This is a genomic window from Peptoniphilus vaginalis (assembly GCF_900176605.1).
Classification (GTDB): Bacteria; Bacillota; Clostridia; order Tissierellales; family Peptoniphilaceae; genus Peptoniphilus_A; species Peptoniphilus_A vaginalis.
In genome coordinates this window covers 563125-584392 of sequence record NZ_FXLP01000004.1, presented here as the reverse complement: position 1 = coordinate 584392, position 21268 = coordinate 563125, and the positions used below count along the sequence as shown (strand labels likewise).

The following is a 21268-nucleotide window of genomic DNA, read 5'->3' as shown; positions in this document are numbered from 1 at the left end:
TTTTGATTTCTTATTAAGTTCTTGAACCTTCTAGAGTAAAAATTACCCAGTCAGCAATATTAACTCCATGATCAGAAATTCTTTCCAGATACTTGGCAATCATTATAAAATCAATGGCAACTCCTGGGTCAAAATCTGACTTAATTATATCAATTAATTGGTCTCTTATCATTACAAAATACTTGTCGACTACGTCGTCTTCATGGTCAATTTTCTTCGCAAGATCAAGATCTAAATTCACAAAGGAATCAATGGACCTGTTTAACAAGTTCACTGTTGCCTCAGCCATCTCCTTTATAAGTGCTAGGCTTGACCTGTCACAGTCATCAGGCAGACCCATGCAAATTTCTGCAATGTCTCTTGCGTTGTCCCCAATTCTTTCTAGGTCTGTTATCATCTTCAATGCAGAAGAGACCCTCCTAAGGTCACTTGCTGCTGGTTGTTGCTCTACAAAAATTTTAAGACATTGGTTTTGAATAATTTTTTCATATTGGTCTGTTCTCTTTTCGTCTTGGATGACATCTTCTGCAATATCCTTATTCTTTTCATCTAAAAGTGAAATTGCCTTTTTAATTGCAGATTCATTTAGGCTTGCCATCTCTAGTAGCAAGTCGTTTAAGTGTCTTAATTCTTCATCAAATCTTTTTCTCATTAGCCGAACCTTCCTGTTACATACAATTCAGTTTTTTCTTCCCTTGGGTTTGTAAAGATGTCCACAGTCTTTCCCTTCTCAACAATTACTCCATTTAAGAAGAAGGCAGTCTGATCAGATATTCTTGATGCCTGTTGCATGTTGTGGGTTACCATTACAATTGTGTACTTGTCCTTTAGGTCTTGGGCAAGGTCCTCAATCTTTCCTGTGGAAATTGGATCAAGGGCAGATGTTGGTTCGTCCATTAGTATTACTTCTGGATTAACTGCAAGAGCTCTTGCTATACAAAGTCTTTGTTGTTGCCCACCTGATATGGAAAGGGCAGACTTCTTTAAATCATTTTTTACTTCATCCCAAATGGCAACTTGCTTAAGTGATGACTCGACAATTTCATCGAGCTCAGCCTTGTTTTTTATCCCATGAGTCTTTGGTCCATAGGCAATGTTTTCATAGATACTCATTGGGAAGGGGTTGGGTTGTTGGAAGACCATACCCACTCTCTTCCTAAGTTTATTTACATCATAATTCTTGGCGTAAATATCTTCGCCATCAAGTTTTATTTCTCCATCAATCTTACAGCCAAGGACTAAGTCGTTCATCCTATTTAAGCATTTTAATAGAGTAGACTTGCCGCAACCTGATGGTCCAATGAAGGAAAGAATTTCCCTTTCCTTTATGTCTAAGTTTATCTTGTGAAGGGCTTGGAAGTCTCCATAGTAAAGGTCCAAGTCCTTAAGGCTCATTTTTGTATTCATTATTCAACCTCACTAAGTTTGTTTGCAAGTTTTGTGGAAGACCAGTTAATAATTAAAACCAAAATCAAGAGGACCATACCAGTTGCATAGGCTTCTCCAACGTGCTTACCTTCTGATGAAAGGACGTACATGTGTAGGGCAAGAGTCCTTGATGATGATCTAATAGATGTTGGAAGTGATGTTGCTGTCCCCAGTGTGTACATAAGGGCAGCAGTTTCTCCAACTACACGACCGACAGATAAAATTATGCCTGATAAGATTCCTGGAATTGCTATTGGCAAGACAACCTTAAAGATTGTCCTAAGTCTACCTGCACCAAGGGCAAGTGACCCTTGTCTCACTGATGGGTGAACTGACTTTAAGGCCTCTTCTGTTGACCTAATAATAATTGGCAGAATCATAATAGAAACTGTTAGGACACCAGAAATTATTGAGAAGCCCATTTTCAATTTTAGTCCAAAGAACAACATCCCAAAAAGTCCATATACAATAGAAGGAATACCTGCAAGAGTTTCTGTTGCAAGCCTAATTGCCCCTACTAATTTATTTTCCACCCTAGTGTACTCAACTAAGAAGATGGCAGTAAAGATTCCAATAGGTGACGCCAATAAAATTGAAAGGACAACTGTTAAAAGTGTTGTTAAAATGGCAGGACCCATGGAGAGATTTTCTGTGGAATACTTAAGTGATAGCATACTTGGTTTAAAGGACATTGCTCCCTTTACTACAACAAACAAAACTATAAAGACTAGGACCCCAAGAGTCATAGCAGAAAAAAGTCTTGTACTTATTTTGTAAAAGGACATCTTGCCAACAAAGTGAAGTCCAAGAATTGAAATTATAAAGAGGCCCAAAAGACCTAGGACAATTATTTTAGTCATTTTTTTCTCTCCTATTCTTAACCATGAAGAAGCTGGTGTTTATAATTAGGATAAAAATAAATAGGACTCCTGCTGTTGCTATTAGGGCTTGCCTGTGGTCGCCAGCAGCATAAGCCATTTCCAAAACAATGTTTGTTGTCATAGTTCTAATTCCCTTGAGAGGGTTAAGTGTAAGTCTTGTTTGGTTACCAGCAACTAGGATTACTGCCATAGTTTCACCAATGGCTCTACCAATTCCAAGTATTATCCCTGCAAAAATTCCTGATCTTGCAGCAGGTATCATTACCCTTGTTATAGTTTCATCGTGACTTGCGCCAAGAGAAAGTGATCCTGAGTAGTAAGACTTTGGCACTGTCCTAAGTGATGCTTCAGCCATAGAAATTATTGTTGGTAGAATCATTATTAAAAGTAAGATTGATGCACTTAAAATATTCATTCCATTTCCACCAAAAATATTTTTGTTAATAGGAACAATAATTGTTAGGGCAAAGAAACCATAAACAATTGATGGGATCCCTGTCATTAAATTAAGTCCTGGTTTTAAAATCTTGTAAAACTTTTTGGGACAGTCAAAGGCCAAGTAAGCTGCCACCATAATGGCAACTGGCACTGCTCCCAAACAAGATAGGGCTGTAATAATTATTGAGCCAAGTATCATTGGTAAGATTCCATAAGTTGGTGGTTGATTCATAGGTGCCCAAGAGTCATTAAAGATAAAATCCTTCATTCCCACCTTGCCAAAAAATCCTATTGAATCCTTGAAGATAAATAGACAAATTAGGAGTAAGAAGAAAATTGAAAGCACAGAACAAAGTAGGAAAAAGTACTTAGATACTTCTTCCCACAAAAATGTCCTGGTCCACTTGTCATCCCTAGGTACCTTTACATTAATATTTTCCATTTTATTTCCTTTGCAATTTATTTTTGCATTTCTGACCACTCTGTTAATTCTCCAGTAAAGATTTTTTGTAACTCATCCATAGTTACATCTTCTGCAGGGTTTTCCTTGTTAACTATAACTGCGATACCGTCTCTTGCAATGACAGTGAAGTCAAGAGCCTTCTTCTCTTCATCCTTAAGTTCTCTTGATGCCATACCAATTTGTGCAGTTCCTTCCATTGCAGCAGTCATACCAGCTGATGAACCATTAGATTGGATATCAATAGTCACCTTAGGGTTTTTAACCTTGTAGGCTTCAACAAGTTTTTCCATAAGAGGAGTGACAGAAGTTGAACCTGCAATAGTTAACTTTGCATCGCTGTCAATTGGTGCATAAGTTTCACCCTTTGCATCTCCAACATATCCTTCCTCTTCACAAATCTTTTGTCCTTCGTCAGACATTACAAACTTAACAAGGTCCATAGCCTTTTCATCTAGGTCTTTTTTGTAAGCAAGGTTAAAAGGTCTAGAAAGCTTATAAGTGTTTGCCTTAATATTTTCTGGAGTCGCTTCAACTCCTTCAAGCTTTAGGGCCTTAACATCATTATTTAAAGATCCAAGAGAAATATAACCAATGGATGCAGCGTCGTTTTGTACTGCTGTGAGAACTGCATCAGTAGATGATTGAACAGCAGCTTCTTCATAGGTCTTGTCAGTTTCCTTGTCTCCGTCCTTAACAAGAACTCCAGTTAACTCAGTGAAGGCTGACCTTGTACCAGAACCTTGTTCTCTTGTAATAACATTAATTCTTCCAAGAGCCTTACCTTCATCTTTTCCACCAGCATTAGCTGTGGCTTCTTCTTTTTTGTTTCCTCCACAAGCAACAAGACTTGCACCTAGAGCAAGAACTAGACCAACCTTACCAAAACTTTTTAACTTCATTAATTTTCATCCTTTCAAAATTTGATTTATTTTTTATTTCACAGTCATTATAGTTTTGCTTTGTAAATTGCCAAGATGTCTTTTGTAAATTTTGTGTAAATTATTTTGAATTTTTAAATGCAAGGAAAAATTTGATAAATACTCAATAAAAAAGAGACTCGAGTTAACGAGTCCCTTAGTGTCCTTCATAAACAAGCTTATTAAATTTTAATACTTATCCATATAATATGAAGATCCTACCTTTTTCCAAGATAATTTTGTATAAGAGTTTTCAAGATAATACTCTCCAGCAAGAGATTCAGAATTCATACCTTCGAAATATCCTTTTTCTCCATAAGTGCTATGTGACTTTTCTACTACCAAGGCATTTTTATTCTTATCGTAGTATCCATATTGTTCTGTAAAGTACTCAGAATTTTTATCTGAACCTAATATTACTCTATTAGTAAGTTTATATCTACCATTGCCTAGACTTGTAATATATGTGTACCTATCTGTAGGGTAGGTAACTCCATTATCATAATCATTATAACCACCAGGACCATACCATGAACCTACAAGAATATCATCTGTTGATACAACGTAGTATGCATCCTTAAGTTGTTTTTCCTTTGCTACATTAGTTTTTGGAGCTTTAACATACTTTACTTCTTCCTTTGGTTGAAGATATTGAGTCTTATAAGTTGTTACTCCATATTTGGAAACTCCACTTACTCCATAATCGTAGAAGTCATCGTAAACTACATTTACAAGTTCTTTTATTGATCCAAATCTAGTTACATTTCCATTTACATCCATTTTATATGTTGCAATATTAATTGTGTATTCAGAAATAACAGTTTCTTTCTTTTCATAATAATATACAACTTTATAGAAGGCATTGTACTTAGGGTTGTCCCCAATATAAACTGCCCTATAATCGCTAGAATAATCTACCTTTTCTCCAAAGGCTTCAGCAATTGCCCTAAGTGGTACGAAAGTTCTGTCGTCTTTTATTTCTGCTGGAGCATCTAAAAGAACTGCCTTTCCATTTACCATCATCTTATTTGAACCTATAGTAAGTTCAACTGTAGTGCCATCACTTTTCATAGTTACCTTTTTATTTGCTCCGTCCCACTTAACATCATAGCCAAGTTCTTCAGCTATAAATCTTATAGGCACATAAGTCCTAGAATTTTTAATGTAAGGGTAGACATCACTGTAAACAATGTGGTCATTTACAATAATTCCATTTAAAGCTATATCTCTCTCCTTATGCCTAACAGCAAAAACATTTACTGTTGAGAGTAACATTACAAGAGATAAAAATAAAATAAAATATCGTTTCGTCTTTTTCATAATTTCTCCTTATCTATAACAAAAATAGGTTAGCGTTTATCTTTAAGTCAATTGTATAGAAGTCATAACTTTATGTCAACACGCTACTAGGTTAAATTTGCAATAAAAAAAGACGCCTGATAGCGTCCACTAAAGAAAAGCAGCAAACCCTTCGATTTGCCGCTTTAACCTATCGAGATAAATTTTCGAATGATGCATTCATCATAAGTTTTTTATCTTGAATTTTTCGTCATCACTATTCCTTCTATGAAGCCAATCTTCCATATAAAATCCTACCAAAACGACAGCCTGCAATAACGAAGAAAAAGCACCAAAATTCACTGAAAATGGTATGGCTACAGCAATCGTAATAATCCAAACTGCACCAGGTATAATCCATTTATTTGCTTTTCTGCTTTTACCAACGTAAATTTCAAGTCCAGCTAAAACAATACCTATCACCAAGTAAAGAAGCAATAACTCTCTACTCATCCGCTTCCCTCCTTTCATTGTATTTATCAATCAGTTTCTTCGTAGTCTCATAATCATATTTATCTTGCAAAGCTAAAGACTTAATGAACTTCACGTATGCATCTTCATCCACATCCATAAGCTTTACCTTTTCAATTAACTGATTGAGATTATTCCTGATTATGTGATAGGAACTATCGTAATAGTTAGCCATGCTCTTCAATGATCCAGATGATAAAATGAACTGCTTAATAAATGCTATTTCATTATCATCGAGATTAAATATCCAATCATTCTTCATTACAATACTCCTTTCTCTTTTATATTAACTTATTTTCTAATAATATTCAATATTAATCTTCTACTTTTTAATTTTATTCGACTATCAATTTAATTTTATTTTGAAAAGCGTACAACAATAACCCAAGCATAAAAAAAGAGCTAGTCTCCTAACTCTTTAGTCTTCTATTAAAAATCCAAGCTCGCCCAAAACCACTTCTATTTCTTCCATGACTTCTTCGTTCTCTGCTACTACTGTGTGGTAGTGGACTCCACCAGTTAAGACGTCAAGGGGTTTGGACTTTTCTTCATTCATCTTTTCTAAAAATATTTTTACATCTCTTCTTGATGAACAATTTAAATCTTTCTTTATCTCACCGTAAACCTTGTGGTGGACCATGACGTCCTTAACAAGTCCACCCAGATCAACAATGGCTTCTAGTTCTTTCTTTATGTCCTTGTCACTGTGCTTGACCTTAAAAACTTTTTGGGTCCTGGCTTCGTTGAGATAGTAGCCCCTATTAGTTGAGACAATATCCTTGCCGCTGGCTCTGAGTATTGCCATATCTTGGACTATAACCTGCCTTGTGACATCAAACTTTTTTGCTAAATTTTCTCCCGACATAGGCTTTTGACTTTCGTATAAAAATTTTAACAAGTCTTCTCTTCTTGATTTTGGATCTAACATATCTCCCTCAATAGATTTTTAAATTTTTCATGGATAGGTCAAGGACTCCTGCCCCATAAGTGATTGAACCTGAAGAAATATAATCAATGTCTAGGTCCCTATAAGAATTTATATTTTCAAGACTAATATTGCCCGAACACTCAATGATGGCTCTCTTATTAATTATTTTGCAGGCTTCTTTTATCTCTTCTATATCCATGTTGTCTAACATTATTATATCAGCTTTTGCCTCCAAGGCTTCCCTAACTTGGTCAAAATTTTCTACTTCAACTTCAATTTTCTTTACAAAGGGATTTAGGCTCCTCACTTGTTCAACTGCACTTGTTATTCCACCAGCTGCATCTATGTGGTTGTCCTTTAGCATAATTCCATCAGATAAATTGTACCTGTGGTTGTATCCTCCACCAAGGGTCACTGCATACTTTTCAAAAACCCTCATATTGGGTGTAGTCTTTCTTGTATCGAGAATTTTTACATGGTCACTGTCAAGGGCATCAACCATTTTCTTTGTGTAAGTTGCAATCCCACTCATCCTTTGCAAGAAGTTTAGAGCTGTCCTTTCCCCCTCTAAGATTGACTTGGCACTTCCACTTATTTTCCCAATTAAATCCTTATTATTAACTTGGTCGCCATCAGAAAAATAAAATTCAAAAGTCACTTCTTCATCTAAAATTTCAAAGACCCTCTTAAAGACATCAAGACCTGCAAGGATTCCCTTGTCCTTGGCTCTTAAATTTACCTCAGCCCTTTCATTGCTTAAGATGGCATCTGTTGTTATGTCGCCACTTGTCATATCTTCTTTTAGAGCTGCAAGTATATACTTGTCAATTAAGATTGGCTTTAGCTCTCTCATCTTCTCTTATCCTTTCAAAAATAATTTTTTTCTTATCTTCTCCATCAAGATCTTTTGTGTCAATTGTAAAGTCTATTTCTTTTTCTTCAAGTTTATTTTCATTTAAGTAGTCTGCCAAAATTATTCCAAAGACTAGGCACTCTAAAAGTGAATTGCAGGCAAGTCTATTGGAACCATGAATACCCACATTGCCAGCCTCACCGACAACAAAGAGTCCCTCTAGGTTAGTCCTACCTTCGATGTCACACTCTATTCCTCCCATGGTGTAGTGTTGGCAGGGAACTATTGGAATGTTTTCGTATCTAGGGTCTATGCCTCTTGCTTTTAACTCATCAAAAATCATTGGAAATCTCTTGGGAATTCTTTCTTCTCCAAGAGGCTTCATTGATAAAAATTCAAAGTCCACTCCTTCTCTTTCCATTTCATTTTTTATGGCGCCTGCTACTATGTCTCTTGGTCTCATTTCATCTGTAAATCTCTCATCCTTGTGGTTAAGTAGGACTGCACCTTCTCCCCTTGCAGATTCAGAAATCAAAAATTGTCTTTCAACTCCCTCTTCATAAAGGGAAGTTGGATGGAATTGAATGTAGGAAATATCCTTAAGCTTGACTCCATTTTTTATTGCCATGGCAAGTCCGTCGCCTGAGATATGTGGGAAGTTCGTGGACTTGTCAAAGAGTCCACCAAGTCCACCAGTTGCAAGAACAACATTAGTAGAGATAAAAACTTCATCACGAGACCTTGCACCATAGCACTTGCCATCTTTTACAATAAGATCGACTATGGGAGTGTCTTCAAATATTTCTATGTTTGGTCTTTCCCTTAATCTTTTATAGAGGACATCTAAGATTCCCTTGCCAATTTCATCATCAATGTGAAGGCCTCTCGATGCAGAGTGACCCCCCTCTCTTGCGTAATCAAGTTGACCATTTTTCTTTGTGAACTCAACTCCAAGATCAATTAGAAACTCAATTGCCTCTTGTGACTTGTCCACCATAGTCTCAACTGATTTTAAATTATTTTTGTAGTGGCCTGCCTTCATGGTGTCTTCAATAAAAACTTCCCTGTCCTCTTCATCTCTTAATACATTTATCCCACCTTGGGCAAGATAAGAGTTTGAATCTTCAAGCTTTTTCTTTGTTACAAGACCAATCTTATAATCTTTACTTAACTCTAGGGCTGTGCTGACACCAGCAAGACCTGAACCAACAATTAAAACATCAAATTTTTTCATATTATGCACCTAACTCCAACATTTTTTCTAGTGGTTTCAAAGCCCTCTCTCTAATTTCTCTTGGGACTTCCACTTGATTTTTATTTCCTTCTAAGACCTCAATGATCTTATCTACACTTAACTTTTTCATGTCACTGCAAATTGGTCCCTTGGAAAGCTTTCTAAAGTTAACCTCTGGATATTTTTTCTTTAACTCAGTAAAAATTCCTTCTTCAGTGACAACTAATACATCATCATACTTTCCTGCTTCATTAATAATGGCTTTTGTAGATCCAATGAAGTCAGCAAGGTCCAAGACCTCCTTCCTACATTCTGGATGAGCCAAAATTTTTACCTTGCCCTTGTAGGCCTTCACATCTTCAAGGTCTATCTCATCGTGAACAGGACAGTAGCCGTCATTCAAAATAACATTTTTATCTGGCAAGGATTTCTTGATATAAGCTCCAAGATTTTTATCTGGAACAAAAAATATATTTTTTTCTTCTAATTTGTTTACAATCTTTGCAGCGTTAGAAGATGTTACACAAATATCCGAATAAGCCTTGATCTCTGCAGTAGAATTTATGTAAGTCACAACTGCAAGCTCATCGTACTTGTCTCTCATCTCTTTAATTTTTTCAATGCTTACCATGTGGGCCATGGGACAATCTGCTCCAAGGTCGGGCATCATAACATTCTTGCTTGGATTTAAAATCTTAACACTTTCTCCCATGAAGTAAACTCCTGCCATGACTATAGTGTCTTCTTTTAATTCTGTAGCCTTTTGAGCCAAGAAAAATGAATCTCCTATGTAGTCAGCCACAGCTTGGATCTCTTCATCAACATAAAAGTGTGCAAGTATAACAGCATCCCTCTCTTTCTTTAATTTTTTTAATATTTCAATTTTTTCTTCCAAAGTTAAATTTTCTAAATTTTTCAATTTCACCAATCTCCTAATAAATTTTGATTAAAATTATATTACAAAGAAGTAGACAGGACAAGTCAAGTGTATATACACTAAGCTTCCCTTAATCAAAAATTTAAATTTATTTACTAAGTCTAACAACTAAAATAAATTCCCACTAAAAAAGCAAGTGCCATTTAACACTTGCTCTTCTCTATAAATTTTATTCGTTTGACTTTAATGCATCTAAGGCCTTTATCTTCTTTATCCTGTAGTGGAAGATTATCATTATTAATGTGTTTACAAGAGCTGTTATTATTCCTGCCAAGATGAAGGGTCTTGGACTCAAGTCTTCTGGCAGCATTGCCATAAAGGGAACTACCATTTGTAGGACTGAGTAGTGGAGGATTTTTCCCACAAAGAGTCCTATGATAATTCCAATTATCGCCAAGATATAGGTTTCCTTGTAAATATATGATGTTGTCTCTCTTGGATAGAAGCCAAGGACTTTTATTGTTGAGACTTCTCTTATCCTCTCTTCGATGTTTATGTTTGTTAGGTTGTAGAGGACAACTATTTCCAAAATACTTGTCACTATTAGAATTATTATCTCGATTTTAGTTATTGAAAACAAAAATTGATTTAAAATGTCCTTCATGTCGTCAACATTTCCTATGTTAAAGACAGACTTGTTTTCAATTGTAGATTTTATGAAGGCATCCTTGTCAAAGTCACTTGGAACTTTTATTAGGTCGGTGTTGGCCTTAAACTTTGATCCAGTTACTTTTTCAAAGTAGTCCTTGTCCATGTAGATATTGTGGCCTATATAAAATTCACTGATGCCAGCGACTTCTACTTCGAAGTCATTTCCATAGACGTCACTTATCTCTAGTGGGTCGCCAACTTTTAATTTTTTAAGTTTGGATAATTTTTCTGTGATTATGACTCCCCTCTTTGGAAGTTCTAATTCTTTCTTCGTATCCTTATCAAAGAGTGACACGTAATTTTTGAAGCCTTCCTTGTCACTTGGGACTATTACATTAACTGCTTGATCGATTTCATCATAGTCCACAGTGAATAATTCTTCATAGACTTCTGTATAGGATAAATTTTTTCCTTGGAGAGATTTTTTATACTTTTCAAAGGAGTCTTGGTCAAGGTCTCTGTCGTAAAGGACGGATATGTCGTACTTCAAAATATTTTTAAATTGTAGGGGCTCAACGTCCTTTACTGATTCGGCAATTCCAAATCCAAGGACTAGGAGGGCTGCACAACCTAGGACTCCCACCACTGTCATGAACATCCTCTTCTTTGACAAGAATAGGTTTCTTGCTGTTACCTTTGATAAGAAGCTCATCCTGTTCCAAATAAAGGGAATTTTTTCCAAAAGAATTCTGTTTCCCTTGGCTGGTGCCTTTGCCCTCAAGAGGTCGGCTGTCTTTTCTTCCAAATTTTTATTTACACTTATCATGGCAGCCACGCTGGTAAATAAAAATCCCATGACAATGGCAAATATAACTCTTAGAGGGAAGATGCTTATCAACAATTTGTTTTCAAAAATTGTCTTTGTTGAGTAGGCATTCCCAATTATATAGGTCAAGAGGTAAGACCCAGTAATTGCTCCCAGAGTCCCCCCTATTAAGGATGCTAGGGACCCATAGAGGAAGAACTTCTTTCCAATTTCTCTATTGGTGTAACCCAAGGCCTTGTAGGCTCCAATGATGAGTCTGTTTTCATCCACCATCCTAGTCATTGTTGTGAAACAAACTAGGAGGGCTATTGCAAAGAAAAATATTGGAAAGATAAGTGATAGGCCGTCAACTCTATTCGCGTAATCAAGATAAGTGTTGATGCCTGTTTCTAAGTGCCTTGGTGTAATTGTGTAACGAGGTTGCTTGATTAGGCTGAGGTACCTTCTTCCATCAGCAATCTTTCCTCTTGCATCAGAAATTTTTTCTTCAGCCTCTTGGGACTTGTCTTGGTATTCATTTTCGCCCTTTTTCAAATCTTTTTCTGCCTTGTAAAGCTTTGACTTGGCATCATTTAGTTGTTTTTTACCAGTTTTTAGTTCCTTATCAAGTCTTTCTTGACCTCTGTCTAGCTCATCTCTTCCTGACAAGTATTTTTCCTTGGCTCTTGAAAGTTTCTCCCTGCCTTCAACGTAGTCATTGTACTTTTCATCGTATTCTTTCTTGCCAGACTCGTAGTCAGCAGTCCCCTTATTTAATTTTTCTTCAGATTCATTTAATTTATTTTTTGCCTTGTCTAATTCTTCCCTGGCTTCTTGAAGTTTTCTCTTGTTTTTCTCGATTTCGCCCTTGTTCTTGGCATAGTCAGCTTCTCCCTTTTCTGCCTCGGCAATTCCTTCTTCAAGTTGCCTCTTTCCTTCTTCAATTTGCTTCTTGCTGGCATCAAGACTTGCCCTGCCTGCTACAAGTTTCTTTTCATTTTCTTGGATGGCTCCTATCCCCGCCTTGCCTTCTTTTAATTTTGTCTTTAAGTCAGCCAAGTTGCCAGTGATCCCACCTGGGACTTCCTTCTTGATCTCTTCCATGGCCTTGTCAATTTCTTCCTTGGATGTCTTTAGGAAGTCTAACTTTCTATTTAAGTCAGCCTTATTTTTTTCCAGTTCTGATTTTTTCCCTTCAAGTCCAGCAATTTGTCCCTCTATATTTTTTCTTTCTTCATCTGAAAGGTCAGGACTATTTAGAGAATTTTTTAAAGCAGAAAGCTGACTATCAATTTGGGAAATACCACTATTTACTTGGCTTATTTGGGAAGAAGTTTTTGCAATTTCATTCTCTATGGAAGGGAGTTTTTTAACTAAGTCTTCTCCACTTTCCAAAGCCTTGTCTAGGGCGTAGATTTTTTCTACCGCATCTTCATAGGAAGAAGCTCCCATTTGGGCAACTAATTTGTTTTTGCCAGCCTCAAGTTGAGTCATCCCAGCTTGGTATTCTCTTTCTCCCTCTTCATACTTTTTCATACCCTCAGCAAGTTTTTTCCTCGATTCCTCTATCTTATTCCATCCATAATCAAGTTTTTTTCTTCCGTCAGCTAGTTGGTCCTCTCCCTGCCTTAGGGCTTTTTCTGAAGCTTCAACTTCTCCAAGTCCCTTTTGATACTTTTCCTTGCCTTCTGTAAGCTTCTTTCTTCCAGAATTTAATTCAGACTTGGCATGGTCAAGTTTCTTCTTTCCATCATTTAATTTTTCGTAACCATCAATTAACTTTCTTTCACCATCATCTATTTCCACAGATGCCTTGTAAAGTTTATTTCTGTTTTTGGAAATTTCTGACTCTGCCTTGCCCTTTTCCTTATTGTACTTATCAAGGCCCTTCTTGTAGTCGGACTTTCCCTTGTTTAAGTCTTCTCGGCCCTTAACTAGCTTGTCCCTTGCATCAGATAATTTTGTTTCGGCATCACTAATCTTGTCCTCTGCATCAGTGATCTTACCAGAAATTTCTCCCTGAATGGAGGCAAGTCTTTCCTTTGGCCTAGACTTCAAGTCAATTTTAAGGGTCCTCTTCTTCTTATCCATGTAGTCAACATAATCCTTGTCTGAAGTCTTTAAGCCCTCAGTCCCCAAGAATTTTATCTTGGCAAGAGTTGGGTCTCCAGAAAAGTTTCCATCGTCAATGTAGGCAAAGTAAGAAATCTTGCCATAACCTCTTTCTGAATAGGCCTCAACTTTATATTGGAGAAAGTCCAGAGAATTTGCAAAGCCAACTACCTTAAAGGAAAGCCTCTTTAGGTCATTATCCTCATCATCGTCATTGTCTTCCTTGAAGTTTATTGTGTCCCCAATTTTACTCCCAGCCTCTTTCATCCTAGAGTCCAAAATAATTTCATCAGGTCCTTCAAGTTCTCTTCCCTCAATAATTTCTGGCTTGGAAATTTCATAGGGCATATTTAAAACTTTTATAACAGTTGGATCGCCATCAAGAAAGACATCCTTGTCGTAGCCATACTCCAGCTCCTTGATGTCATCCTGGTCCTCAATAATTTGTCGGTCCTTATCTTCAAGTCCAATGGGAACGGAAATCTTTATGTCCTCTTGATTTAATTTTTCAATTTTATCATCAATTGTCTTTCTCATAATCTTGCCTGTGGAAATAAGTCCAATCAAGACAAAAACTCCGAGAAAGACAATTATCATTATTGAGATAAATCTTGGAAGAGAATTTTTTATCTCCCTGAGATTATCCTTGTCGCGAGCTTTCACACTCCACCTACCATTCTATATCCATAATGTCCCTTGGCTTGTCGTTAACAAAAATATCCTTGACCTTAGCATCAGAAATTTCAATTAACCTGTCCGCTGAATTTTTAATTGCAGAGTTGTGGGTTATAAGGACCACAGTGGTGTCTGTTGTCCTCGTAAGGTCCTGCAAGAGTTTTAAAATTTGCTTGCCAGTCTTGTAGTCAAGGGCACCTGTTGGCTCATCACACAATAAAAGCTTGGGATTTTTTGCAATGGCACGAGCTATTGAAACCCTTTGTTGCTCTCCACCAGATAATTGTGATGGAAAGTTATCCATCCTCTCGCCTAGGCCCACAGACTTTAAAACTTCAAGTGGGTCCTTGGCATGCTTTACAATTTGACTGGCAAGCTCAACATTTTCAAGAGCAGTCAAGTTTGGAATCAAATTGTAAAATTGAAAAACAAAGCCCATATCGTAACGCCTATAAGTTGTCAGTTCTCTTTCACTATACTTTGCAATATTTTTCCCATCAACTAAGAGGTCTCCAGAAGACGCTGTGTCAAGACCTCCCAAAATATTTAGAAAAGTTGACTTGCCTGCACCTGATGCACCAAGAATAATTGCAAACTCATTTTTTTCTATTTCAAAATTTAATTTATCATTAGCCATAACAGACCTTTCACCAATTGTGTAAACTTTTGAGAGGTCTTTAACTTCGATAAAAGCCATAATATCACCTAGGCTTATTATATCATTAAAAGCTAATAAGATAATTAAAAATAAAAAAACGCCCATGACTGAGCGTTAATTAATAATTTATTTTCAATTTACTTGAAAAATATTCCAACTATTTTATCATCCTTATTAAAACTTACCCTAAAAAGGACATCCTTTTTTTCATACTTGACCTTTTGTAAAATAGTAGAATAACTTGTTCCTGAATTCTTATCCTCTTCATAGATTCCCTTAGCATCACCAAACTCTACAAATTTTCCATTTTTTTCAAGATTTTTATAGCCTTCTTCCAAAATTTCTTTTTTAAATCCCAGTGATTTTTCTGTCAAATCAATAAATTCATCTGTTTTTCTCTCATTGACTAAACTTATTGCAGCTTGAGCTTCTTTTTGATACTTATTAAAATCCTCATCTGACATTTTTTTAGTATTAGAACCGCAGGCAACCAAAAGTAATACAAGAGCTGTTAAAGTTAAAATTTTAAATTTTTTCATTTCTATTCCCTCCTAAATTAATTTTAAAAATGAAAATTAAAATGAATATACAAAGCAAAGTCCAACTTCCGTACAAAATTAAATTACTAAATCCAAAAATATTCTTTAATATTATAAAATAATCAAAAAAACCATGTAAAAAAATCGCTAGAATTAAATATCTGTATTTTTCCATTCTATTAAATCCAAGCCATATTAATACAGTCATACCAATATGAAAAATTACCGCTAATAATCTTTCATATAGTCCTAAAAAAATATCAGAGCTAGTCATTAGGCTTAAACTGCTATAACTCACAACAATAACAAATATTACTTCTACAATTCCATGACCGAGTCCAAAAATAATTGCATCTGACTTGCTATTGCTTTCTTTTAATAAAAACTTATCCCTAAAAATAAATCTTCCGCCCTCTTCAAAGAGTCCAGCACTTAGTGTGATCAAAAATCCATAAAAAAGTGGATAAAGACTTTGAAAGTTGTTGAGCCATAAATTATTATTCAATAATTTCAAGAGAGGCAATCGCAGACACAGCTGTGATAATACAAAACATATCATCCCTAGCAAAAATAATTTGAAAAATTTTTTCACAATTAAAACCCCTCCTTCTATTTAGATATCTATCTAAATAGAAGTTTAGCATCACTGTTTTTCTTTGTCAATAAAATTTCTTTGATTTTAAATGCAAAATAAAAAAACGCCCACAAGTGAGTGATATGTACCCTCTTTACTGGACAAACCAGTAAGGAGGGTATTTTTTATGAAATATAGTTATGAATTCAAAAAAGAATGTGTACAGTTGTATAGAGAAGGTAAATGGCCCAATACACCTGAAGGAACAAAAGAAAAAATCTTTCATAATTCAATTAGAATATGGTTTAAGTTAGAAGAACTTCATGGACCAGAAATTTTAAAACATGGAAATAATATCAATTGGACACCTGATGAGAAATTAGAAATGGTATCTAAAGTGTTAGCTGGAAATTCAATAAAGTCCATAGCAATTGAATATGGAATTAATGATGGACAACTCTATTCATGGGTTAACAAGTATAAAAATTATGGATATAATGGTCTTGTTAATAAAAAGAAAGGTCGTAAATCCAAAAATCCAAGCATGAAAAGTAAAAATAACCATAAAGCAAAAGAACTTAATGAATCTGAAAGAGAAGAGCTAATAAAACTTAGAGCAGAAAATGAATATATAAAGGCAGAAAATGAAATAATAAAAAAAGAGATCGCCTTGAGAGAAGAACGCTACGCTGCGCAACTCAAGGCGAAAAAGCAGCGATTGTCAAAGAACTCAAAGAAAAAGGATACAGACTAAAATATCTTTTAATAGCTATTGATATGCCAAGGTCAACATACTATTTTGAAATAAATAAAATTGATAAAATAAAAATTAAGAATAGTCATGTGGCAGATAAAATAACTCAAATATTTAACTTACACAAAGGAAGATATGGAGTAAGAAGAGTATATATGGAGTTGCTAAGTCAAGGTTATGTCATAAATCATAAAAGAGTTCAAAGGATAATGCATGAGTTAAAACTATTCGGAAAAAGATCTAAGGAAAAATATCACTCATATAAGGGTAAGATAGGGAAAGTAGCTGATAATATAATAAATAGAGATTTCAAGGCAGATAGACCTCTGCAAAAATGGACCACTGATGTATCAGAGTTTAAATTTTCTTGGGGTAAATGCTACATATCTCCAATACTTGATATGTATACAAATGAGATAATCTCTTATGACTTATCCTTACACCCTAATTTAAAACAAATATCCAATATGCTAGAAAAAGCATTTAACAAATTTCCAAAACTAAATAATCTAATACTGCATTCAGATCAAGGATGGCAATACCAACATAAATATTATGTGAATGAGCTTAAAAAACATGGTATAAGACAATCAATGTCAAGGAAGGGAAATTGTTATGATAACTCCATTATGGAGACATTCTTTGGAAGATTAAAAAATGAAATTTATTATGGTTATGAAAAGAGCTATAGCTCTTTTGAAGAATTTTCGAGAGCAATAGAGGAATATATTGATTATTACAATAATGAAAGAATTCAATCCAAAACAAAATGGATGCCACCTACAAAGTATAGGTTAGCATCCACTACAATTAGTTAATTGAATATTGTGTCCAGTTTTATGGGTACACATCAGAGCGTAAAATTATAATTTATTTTTAATTTTTAATTTTCAAAATTTAATGAACTTCCTGCAATTAATTTTTATCAAATCGCAAGTTATGAAGAATTAATACATTGTTGCTTGGCGAAGTCTCTTGTCTACTTCTCTCTTCTTCATTGTCTCTCTCTTGTCCCAAAGCTTCTTACCCTTTGCCTTGGCAATTAGGACTTTGACTCTTCCCCTCTTTAGATAAACCTTTAGGGGAATAATTGTGTAGCCCTCTTGAGTTTTAACTTTTTCAAGACGAAAGATTTCTGCCTTGTGCATAAGGAGTTTTCTCTTCCTCATGGGGTCAACATTATAAATGTTTCCCTGCTCATAGGGCGAAATGTGCATGCCTGATACAAAAATTTCTCCCTTGTTGATGTCGCAGTAGGCATCCTTGATGTTGACATGGCCTGCCCTTATGGACTTGACCTCAGTCCCAACAAGTTCAATCCCAGCTTCATAAGTGTCCTCGATAAAATAAAGATGGCTGGCTTTTTTATTGTTTGCTATTGCATCGTTTTTTTCCTTACTCATCTTCATCACCTACCATTTTAAAATCAATGTTGCCCATGTTTAGGTCAACATTTACAACTTTTATAGTAACATCGTCGCCAATGTGAAATTCTTTTTTAGTCCTGTAGTCAATTGCCCTATAGTTATCTTGGTCAAATTCGTAGTAGCCATCCATGGTCCTGTAGCCAACAAGTCCTTCGATTAGGTTGTCTAGTTCAACAAACATTCCAAAGTTTGTGATAGATGAAATCCTGCCCTTGTAGACTTCTCCAATTCTCTCAGACATGTATTCAGCCATCTTGATGTCTTCGACTTGCCTTTCAGCATCTTGGGCAACTTTTTCTGTCTTAGAAACTTGCTCTGCTATGTCTGGCAAGATTGACTTTAAGTTTGTAAGATCTCCCTTAGATAATTTGCCTTGGATTTTCTTTTTTATAATCCTGTGGATTGTGAGGTCCGCATACCTTCTTATTGGCGAAGTGAAGTGGGAGTAGTGGTCAAAGGCCAAGCCAAAGTGGATGTCATTTACTTCAGAATATCTTGCCTTTGCCATGGACCTTAGAGTCATTGTGGAGATAAACATCTCTTCCTTAGTCCCCTTTGCCTTCTCAAGGACCTTCTGCACATCTCTTGGCTCAACTTTTTCATCAAAGTTAATCATGTAGCCAAGTGGTCTCAAGTAAGAGTTGAGCTCTGAAATTTTTTCATCCTTTGGTCTCTCGTGAATCCTGTATAAAAATGGAATTTTCTTAAAATAATATTCCTTTGCCACACAGACATTTGCCATTAACATGAAGTCTTCTATGAGCTTGTTGGCAGATCTCCTGTCCCTCTTGTGGATATTTTGTGGCCAACCTCTCTCGTCAACTTCAATGATAACTTCTGGTATGTCAAAGTCTATGGCGCCACCCTTTTCCCTCTTGTCTTCTAAAATTTTTGCAAGTTCATACATCTTGTCTAGGGTTTTCTCAAGCCCCTTTAGGGATTCATGTGTAATATTTTTTTCTAAGTAGTCAGAGACATTTTCATAAACTAGCCTTCTCTTAGAATTAATCACAGACTCAAGAATTTCATATTTTACTACTTCGCCTTTCTTGTCAATTTCTGCAAGAACAGACAAAGTTAACCTATCCACACCCTCATTAAGGGAACAAATTCCATTGGAAAGTTCAAAGGGCAACATTGGTATAACCTTGTTTAAAAGGTAAACTGAGTTCCCCCTCTTGAAGGCCTCTTCGTCTATGGCAGAGTACTCTTCAACATAGTGGGCAACATCTGCAATGTGAACTCCTAAGAGGTAGTTTCCATTTTTTGCAACTTCAAGAGAAACTGCATCGTCAAAATCTTTGGAGTCTGCTCCATCAATTGTAAAAGTCATAAGATCTCTTAAGTCTCTCCTACCCTTTAGGTCTTCTTCCCTAACTTCTTGTGGAAGAGACTTGGCTTCAGATAGGGCAGCCTTGGAAAACTCCATGGGAAGGTCTAGGCCTGCAGCTACAGAAAGAATATCAACGTCAGGGTCTTCTGGGTAGCCCAAGACTTCTACTATTCTTCCTTCAGGTTTTTTGTTTGCCTCTGGCCATTTTTCTATTTTTACAACAACCTTTTGACCATTTTTTGCTCCATTGAATTTCTTCTTAGGAACGTAAATATCCATTGCCATCTTGCTCTCATCAGATACAACGAAGCCAAAGTCCTTTTTGTTTTGAAAGACTCCAACGAATTTGCTGTTAACCCTTCTCACAATGGATAGGACCTTGCCCTCTGGCTTGTCGCCAAAGGAGTCCCTATATCTTCTTACAATAACTTCGTCGCCATTTAAAGCATCCTTAAGGTTGTTTTTTGATATATAAATATCCTCGTCAAGATTTTCGCTTATTAAAAATCCAAAACCCTTGGCATTTGTTTGAAGTTTTCCAAAAAAGAATTTGTCATTGTCCACAAGTCTGTACTTCTTCCTGTGGTCCATGAAAATTAGGCCCTCTTTTTCAAGTTCCTCAAGGATCCTATTAAATTCTTTTTTCTCCTTGCTCTTAATTTTAAATAATCTAGCAAGTTCATCTTTTGTCCTTGGCTTCGAATTCTTAATGAGTTCTAAAATCTTTTCTTTAATCATTAAATCTTTGCTCCATAACTTGTCATATTAAATAAATTTGAATCAATTGAATAGTTATTTGCAGCTCTCTCACTGTGTCTTTCCTTGCCAAGTTCAATTAATCTTGTGATTAAATCCTTAATCATAAGTCCATCAACCTCGTAAAGGTAAAAGGCAATGGAACCTGGAAGGGTGTTGATTTCATTTACATAAGCCTTGTCGCCATCAACAAGGAAGTCAATCCTTGCCACACCTGCACCATCAATTGCTGAGAAGGCTTTTTTTGCAAGTTCTTTAATTTCTTTTTCAAGTTCTGGCTTAAGTTCTGCTGGAAGTTTTTTGTTTTGGTGCTTTTGAGATGACTTAGCTCCCTTAGATCCAGAAACATACTTGTCTTCATACTTTAAAAGGTCCTTAAAGCCAAGAGGTTCTTCTGCTGCAGAAACCCTTAGGTCATTTTCGTAACCAAGGACTGCCACGTTAATTTCTCTTGGATTTACAACAGCTTCTTCTACAATAATTTTTCTGTCGTAGTGGGCTGCAACCTCAAGAGCCTTTGAAAGATCAAGGGCATTTTCTACTCTTGAAATCCCTATTGATGAGCCAAGGTTGGCTGGCTTAACAAAAAGTGGGAAGTTTAAGTCCTTGCACTTTTCTATAAGACCCTTTAGGTTCTTAAGTTCTTCCCTGTAGAAGTACTTGTACTTTGTCATTGGGATGTCTTCTGATTCAAAGACCTTTCTCATGATTACCTTGTCCATGCCAACAGCAGCAGACATAACTCCGCAGCCAGTGTAAGGCATGCCCATAAGCTCAAAAAGTCCTTGAGTACATCCATCTTCTCCAAAAGTTCCATGAAGGGCAAAGAAGATTGCGTCAATTTTTTGGTAAACTTCTACTGAATCGTATTCTGCCTTAAAAAGTTTCTTTGGATTGTGCTTTACATAGTATAAGTTTTTGTTGCCATATTCTGGCTTGAAGAAAACTTCTACCCCATCGTGAAAGTCTTGGTCCTTGTAAGACTTAAAGTTCTTTAAGCTTTCTCCTGACAAAAACTTGCCATCTTTTGTAATATAAATTGGAATAGGATTGTATTTAGACTTATCCATATTTTCAATAACTTGCATTCCTGTAATAACAGAAACTTCGTGTTCAACGGATCTTCCTCCGAAGATTACACCTATATTTTCCATTT

21 protein-coding genes are annotated in these 21268 nt (G+C 35.8%); 2 read left to right on the top strand and 19 right to left on the bottom strand.

What is annotated here, in order from left to right; genetic code table 11:
- Positions 1-13: 13 nt before the first annotated feature.
- From phoU to CAN42_RS04100, 16 genes are all read right to left on the bottom strand, one after another.
- A complete protein-coding gene (phoU, locus tag CAN42_RS04175; protein WP_085875649.1) occupies positions 14-652 on the bottom strand; it encodes a phosphate signaling complex protein PhoU in 639 nt (212 codons plus the stop codon).
- Positions 652-1407, bottom strand: a complete 756-nt coding sequence (pstB, locus tag CAN42_RS04170) for a phosphate ABC transporter ATP-binding protein PstB (RefSeq protein WP_085875648.1) — start codon at positions 1405-1407, stop codon at positions 652-654. Before pstB ends, phoU begins: the two co-directional genes overlap by 1 nt.
- Complete coding sequence (gene pstA / locus CAN42_RS04165) at positions 1407-2288, bottom strand: phosphate ABC transporter permease PstA (RefSeq protein WP_085875647.1); 882 nt, start codon at positions 2286-2288, stop codon at positions 1407-1409. The genes pstB and pstA overlap by 1 nt, the downstream gene beginning before the upstream one ends.
- Entirely contained in the window at positions 2281-3189 is a 909-nt protein-coding gene (pstC, locus tag CAN42_RS04160; RefSeq protein ID WP_085875756.1) for a phosphate ABC transporter permease subunit PstC, read from the bottom strand. The genes pstA and pstC overlap by 8 nt, the downstream gene beginning before the upstream one ends.
- Positions 3190-3206: 17 nt before the next feature.
- Positions 3207-4109: a substrate-binding domain-containing protein gene (locus CAN42_RS04155; protein ID WP_085875646.1), complete on the bottom strand. Its 903-nt coding sequence runs from the start codon at positions 4107-4109 to the stop codon at positions 3207-3209.
- 207 nt (positions 4110-4316) lie between these two features.
- A complete protein-coding gene (locus CAN42_RS04150; protein ID WP_085875645.1) occupies positions 4317-5447 on the bottom strand; it encodes a stalk domain-containing protein in 1131 nt (376 codons plus the stop codon).
- Positions 5448-5648: 201 nt separating this feature from the next.
- Complete coding sequence (locus tag CAN42_RS04145) at positions 5649-5918, bottom strand: hypothetical protein (protein ID WP_062571309.1); 270 nt, start codon at positions 5916-5918, stop codon at positions 5649-5651.
- Positions 5911-6198 carry a DUF2089 family protein gene (locus CAN42_RS04140; protein ID WP_085875644.1) on the bottom strand — a complete coding sequence of 96 codons (288 nt, stop codon included), beginning with the start codon at positions 6196-6198 and terminating at the stop codon, positions 5911-5913. Before CAN42_RS04140 ends, CAN42_RS04145 begins: the two co-directional genes overlap by 8 nt.
- A gap of 156 nt (positions 6199-6354) precedes the next feature.
- Positions 6355-6864 (bottom strand): transcription repressor NadR, encoded by a 510-nt coding sequence (locus CAN42_RS04135; RefSeq protein ID WP_062571311.1) that lies wholly within the window; start codon positions 6862-6864, stop codon positions 6355-6357.
- A gap of 7 nt (positions 6865-6871) precedes the next feature.
- Positions 6872-7717, bottom strand: coding sequence for a carboxylating nicotinate-nucleotide diphosphorylase (nadC, locus tag CAN42_RS04130; protein WP_085875643.1), 846 nt, complete (start codon positions 7715-7717; stop codon positions 6872-6874).
- Positions 7689-8951, bottom strand: coding sequence for an L-aspartate oxidase (locus tag CAN42_RS04125; protein WP_085875642.1), 1263 nt, complete (start codon positions 8949-8951; stop codon positions 7689-7691). The genes nadC and CAN42_RS04125 overlap by 29 nt, the downstream gene beginning before the upstream one ends.
- A gap of 1 nt (position 8952) precedes the next feature.
- The gene (nadA, locus tag CAN42_RS04120) at positions 8953-9876 is read right to left on the bottom strand and encodes a quinolinate synthase NadA (protein ID WP_245149839.1); all 924 of its coding nucleotides are present in this window, start codon (positions 9874-9876) and stop codon (positions 8953-8955) included.
- A gap of 181 nt (positions 9877-10057) precedes the next feature.
- A complete protein-coding gene (locus CAN42_RS04115) occupies positions 10058-14059 on the bottom strand; it encodes an FtsX-like permease family protein (protein ID WP_085875640.1) in 4002 nt (1333 codons plus the stop codon).
- A 7-nt stretch (positions 14060-14066) separates the two neighbouring features.
- On the bottom strand, positions 14067-14768 hold the full coding sequence (locus CAN42_RS04110) for an ABC transporter ATP-binding protein (RefSeq protein ID WP_085875639.1): 702 nt from the start codon (positions 14766-14768) through the stop codon (positions 14067-14069).
- 98 nt (positions 14769-14866) lie between these two features.
- On the bottom strand, positions 14867-15268 hold the full coding sequence (locus CAN42_RS04105) for a DUF3887 domain-containing protein (protein WP_085875638.1): 402 nt from the start codon (positions 15266-15268) through the stop codon (positions 14867-14869).
- Positions 15255-15860, bottom strand: coding sequence for a YhfC family glutamic-type intramembrane protease (locus tag CAN42_RS04100; RefSeq protein ID WP_085875637.1), 606 nt, complete (start codon positions 15858-15860; stop codon positions 15255-15257). Before CAN42_RS04100 ends, CAN42_RS04105 begins: the two co-directional genes overlap by 14 nt.
- Before the next feature lie 169 nt (positions 15861-16029).
- On the opposite strand from CAN42_RS04100, the gene CAN42_RS04095 reads away from it, so the two are divergent.
- Positions 16030-16596, top strand: coding sequence for a helix-turn-helix domain-containing protein (locus CAN42_RS04095; RefSeq protein WP_085875244.1), 567 nt, complete (start codon positions 16030-16032; stop codon positions 16594-16596).
- Positions 16560-17414: an IS3 family transposase gene (locus CAN42_RS04090; RefSeq protein ID WP_135100538.1), complete on the top strand. Its 855-nt coding sequence runs from the start codon at positions 16560-16562 to the stop codon at positions 17412-17414. The genes CAN42_RS04095 and CAN42_RS04090 overlap by 37 nt, the downstream gene beginning before the upstream one ends.
- Positions 17415-17543: 129 nt before the next feature.
- Here the strand turns inward: CAN42_RS04090 and smpB are convergent, their stop codons facing one another.
- From smpB to CAN42_RS04075, 3 genes are read right to left on the bottom strand one after another with little or no spacing between them, the layout of a single operon-like run.
- Positions 17544-17999, bottom strand: coding sequence for an SsrA-binding protein SmpB (gene smpB, locus CAN42_RS04085; protein ID WP_085875636.1), 456 nt, complete (start codon positions 17997-17999; stop codon positions 17544-17546).
- Positions 17992-20094 carry a ribonuclease R gene (gene rnr, locus CAN42_RS04080; protein WP_085875635.1) on the bottom strand — a complete coding sequence of 701 codons (2103 nt, stop codon included), beginning with the start codon at positions 20092-20094 and terminating at the stop codon, positions 17992-17994. The genes smpB and rnr overlap by 8 nt, the downstream gene beginning before the upstream one ends.
- The gene (locus CAN42_RS04075) at positions 20094-21266 is read right to left on the bottom strand and encodes a D-alanine--D-alanine ligase family protein (RefSeq protein WP_085875634.1); all 1173 of its coding nucleotides are present in this window, start codon (positions 21264-21266) and stop codon (positions 20094-20096) included. Before CAN42_RS04075 ends, rnr begins: the two co-directional genes overlap by 1 nt.
- Between the last annotated feature and the right edge of the window lie 2 nt (positions 21267-21268).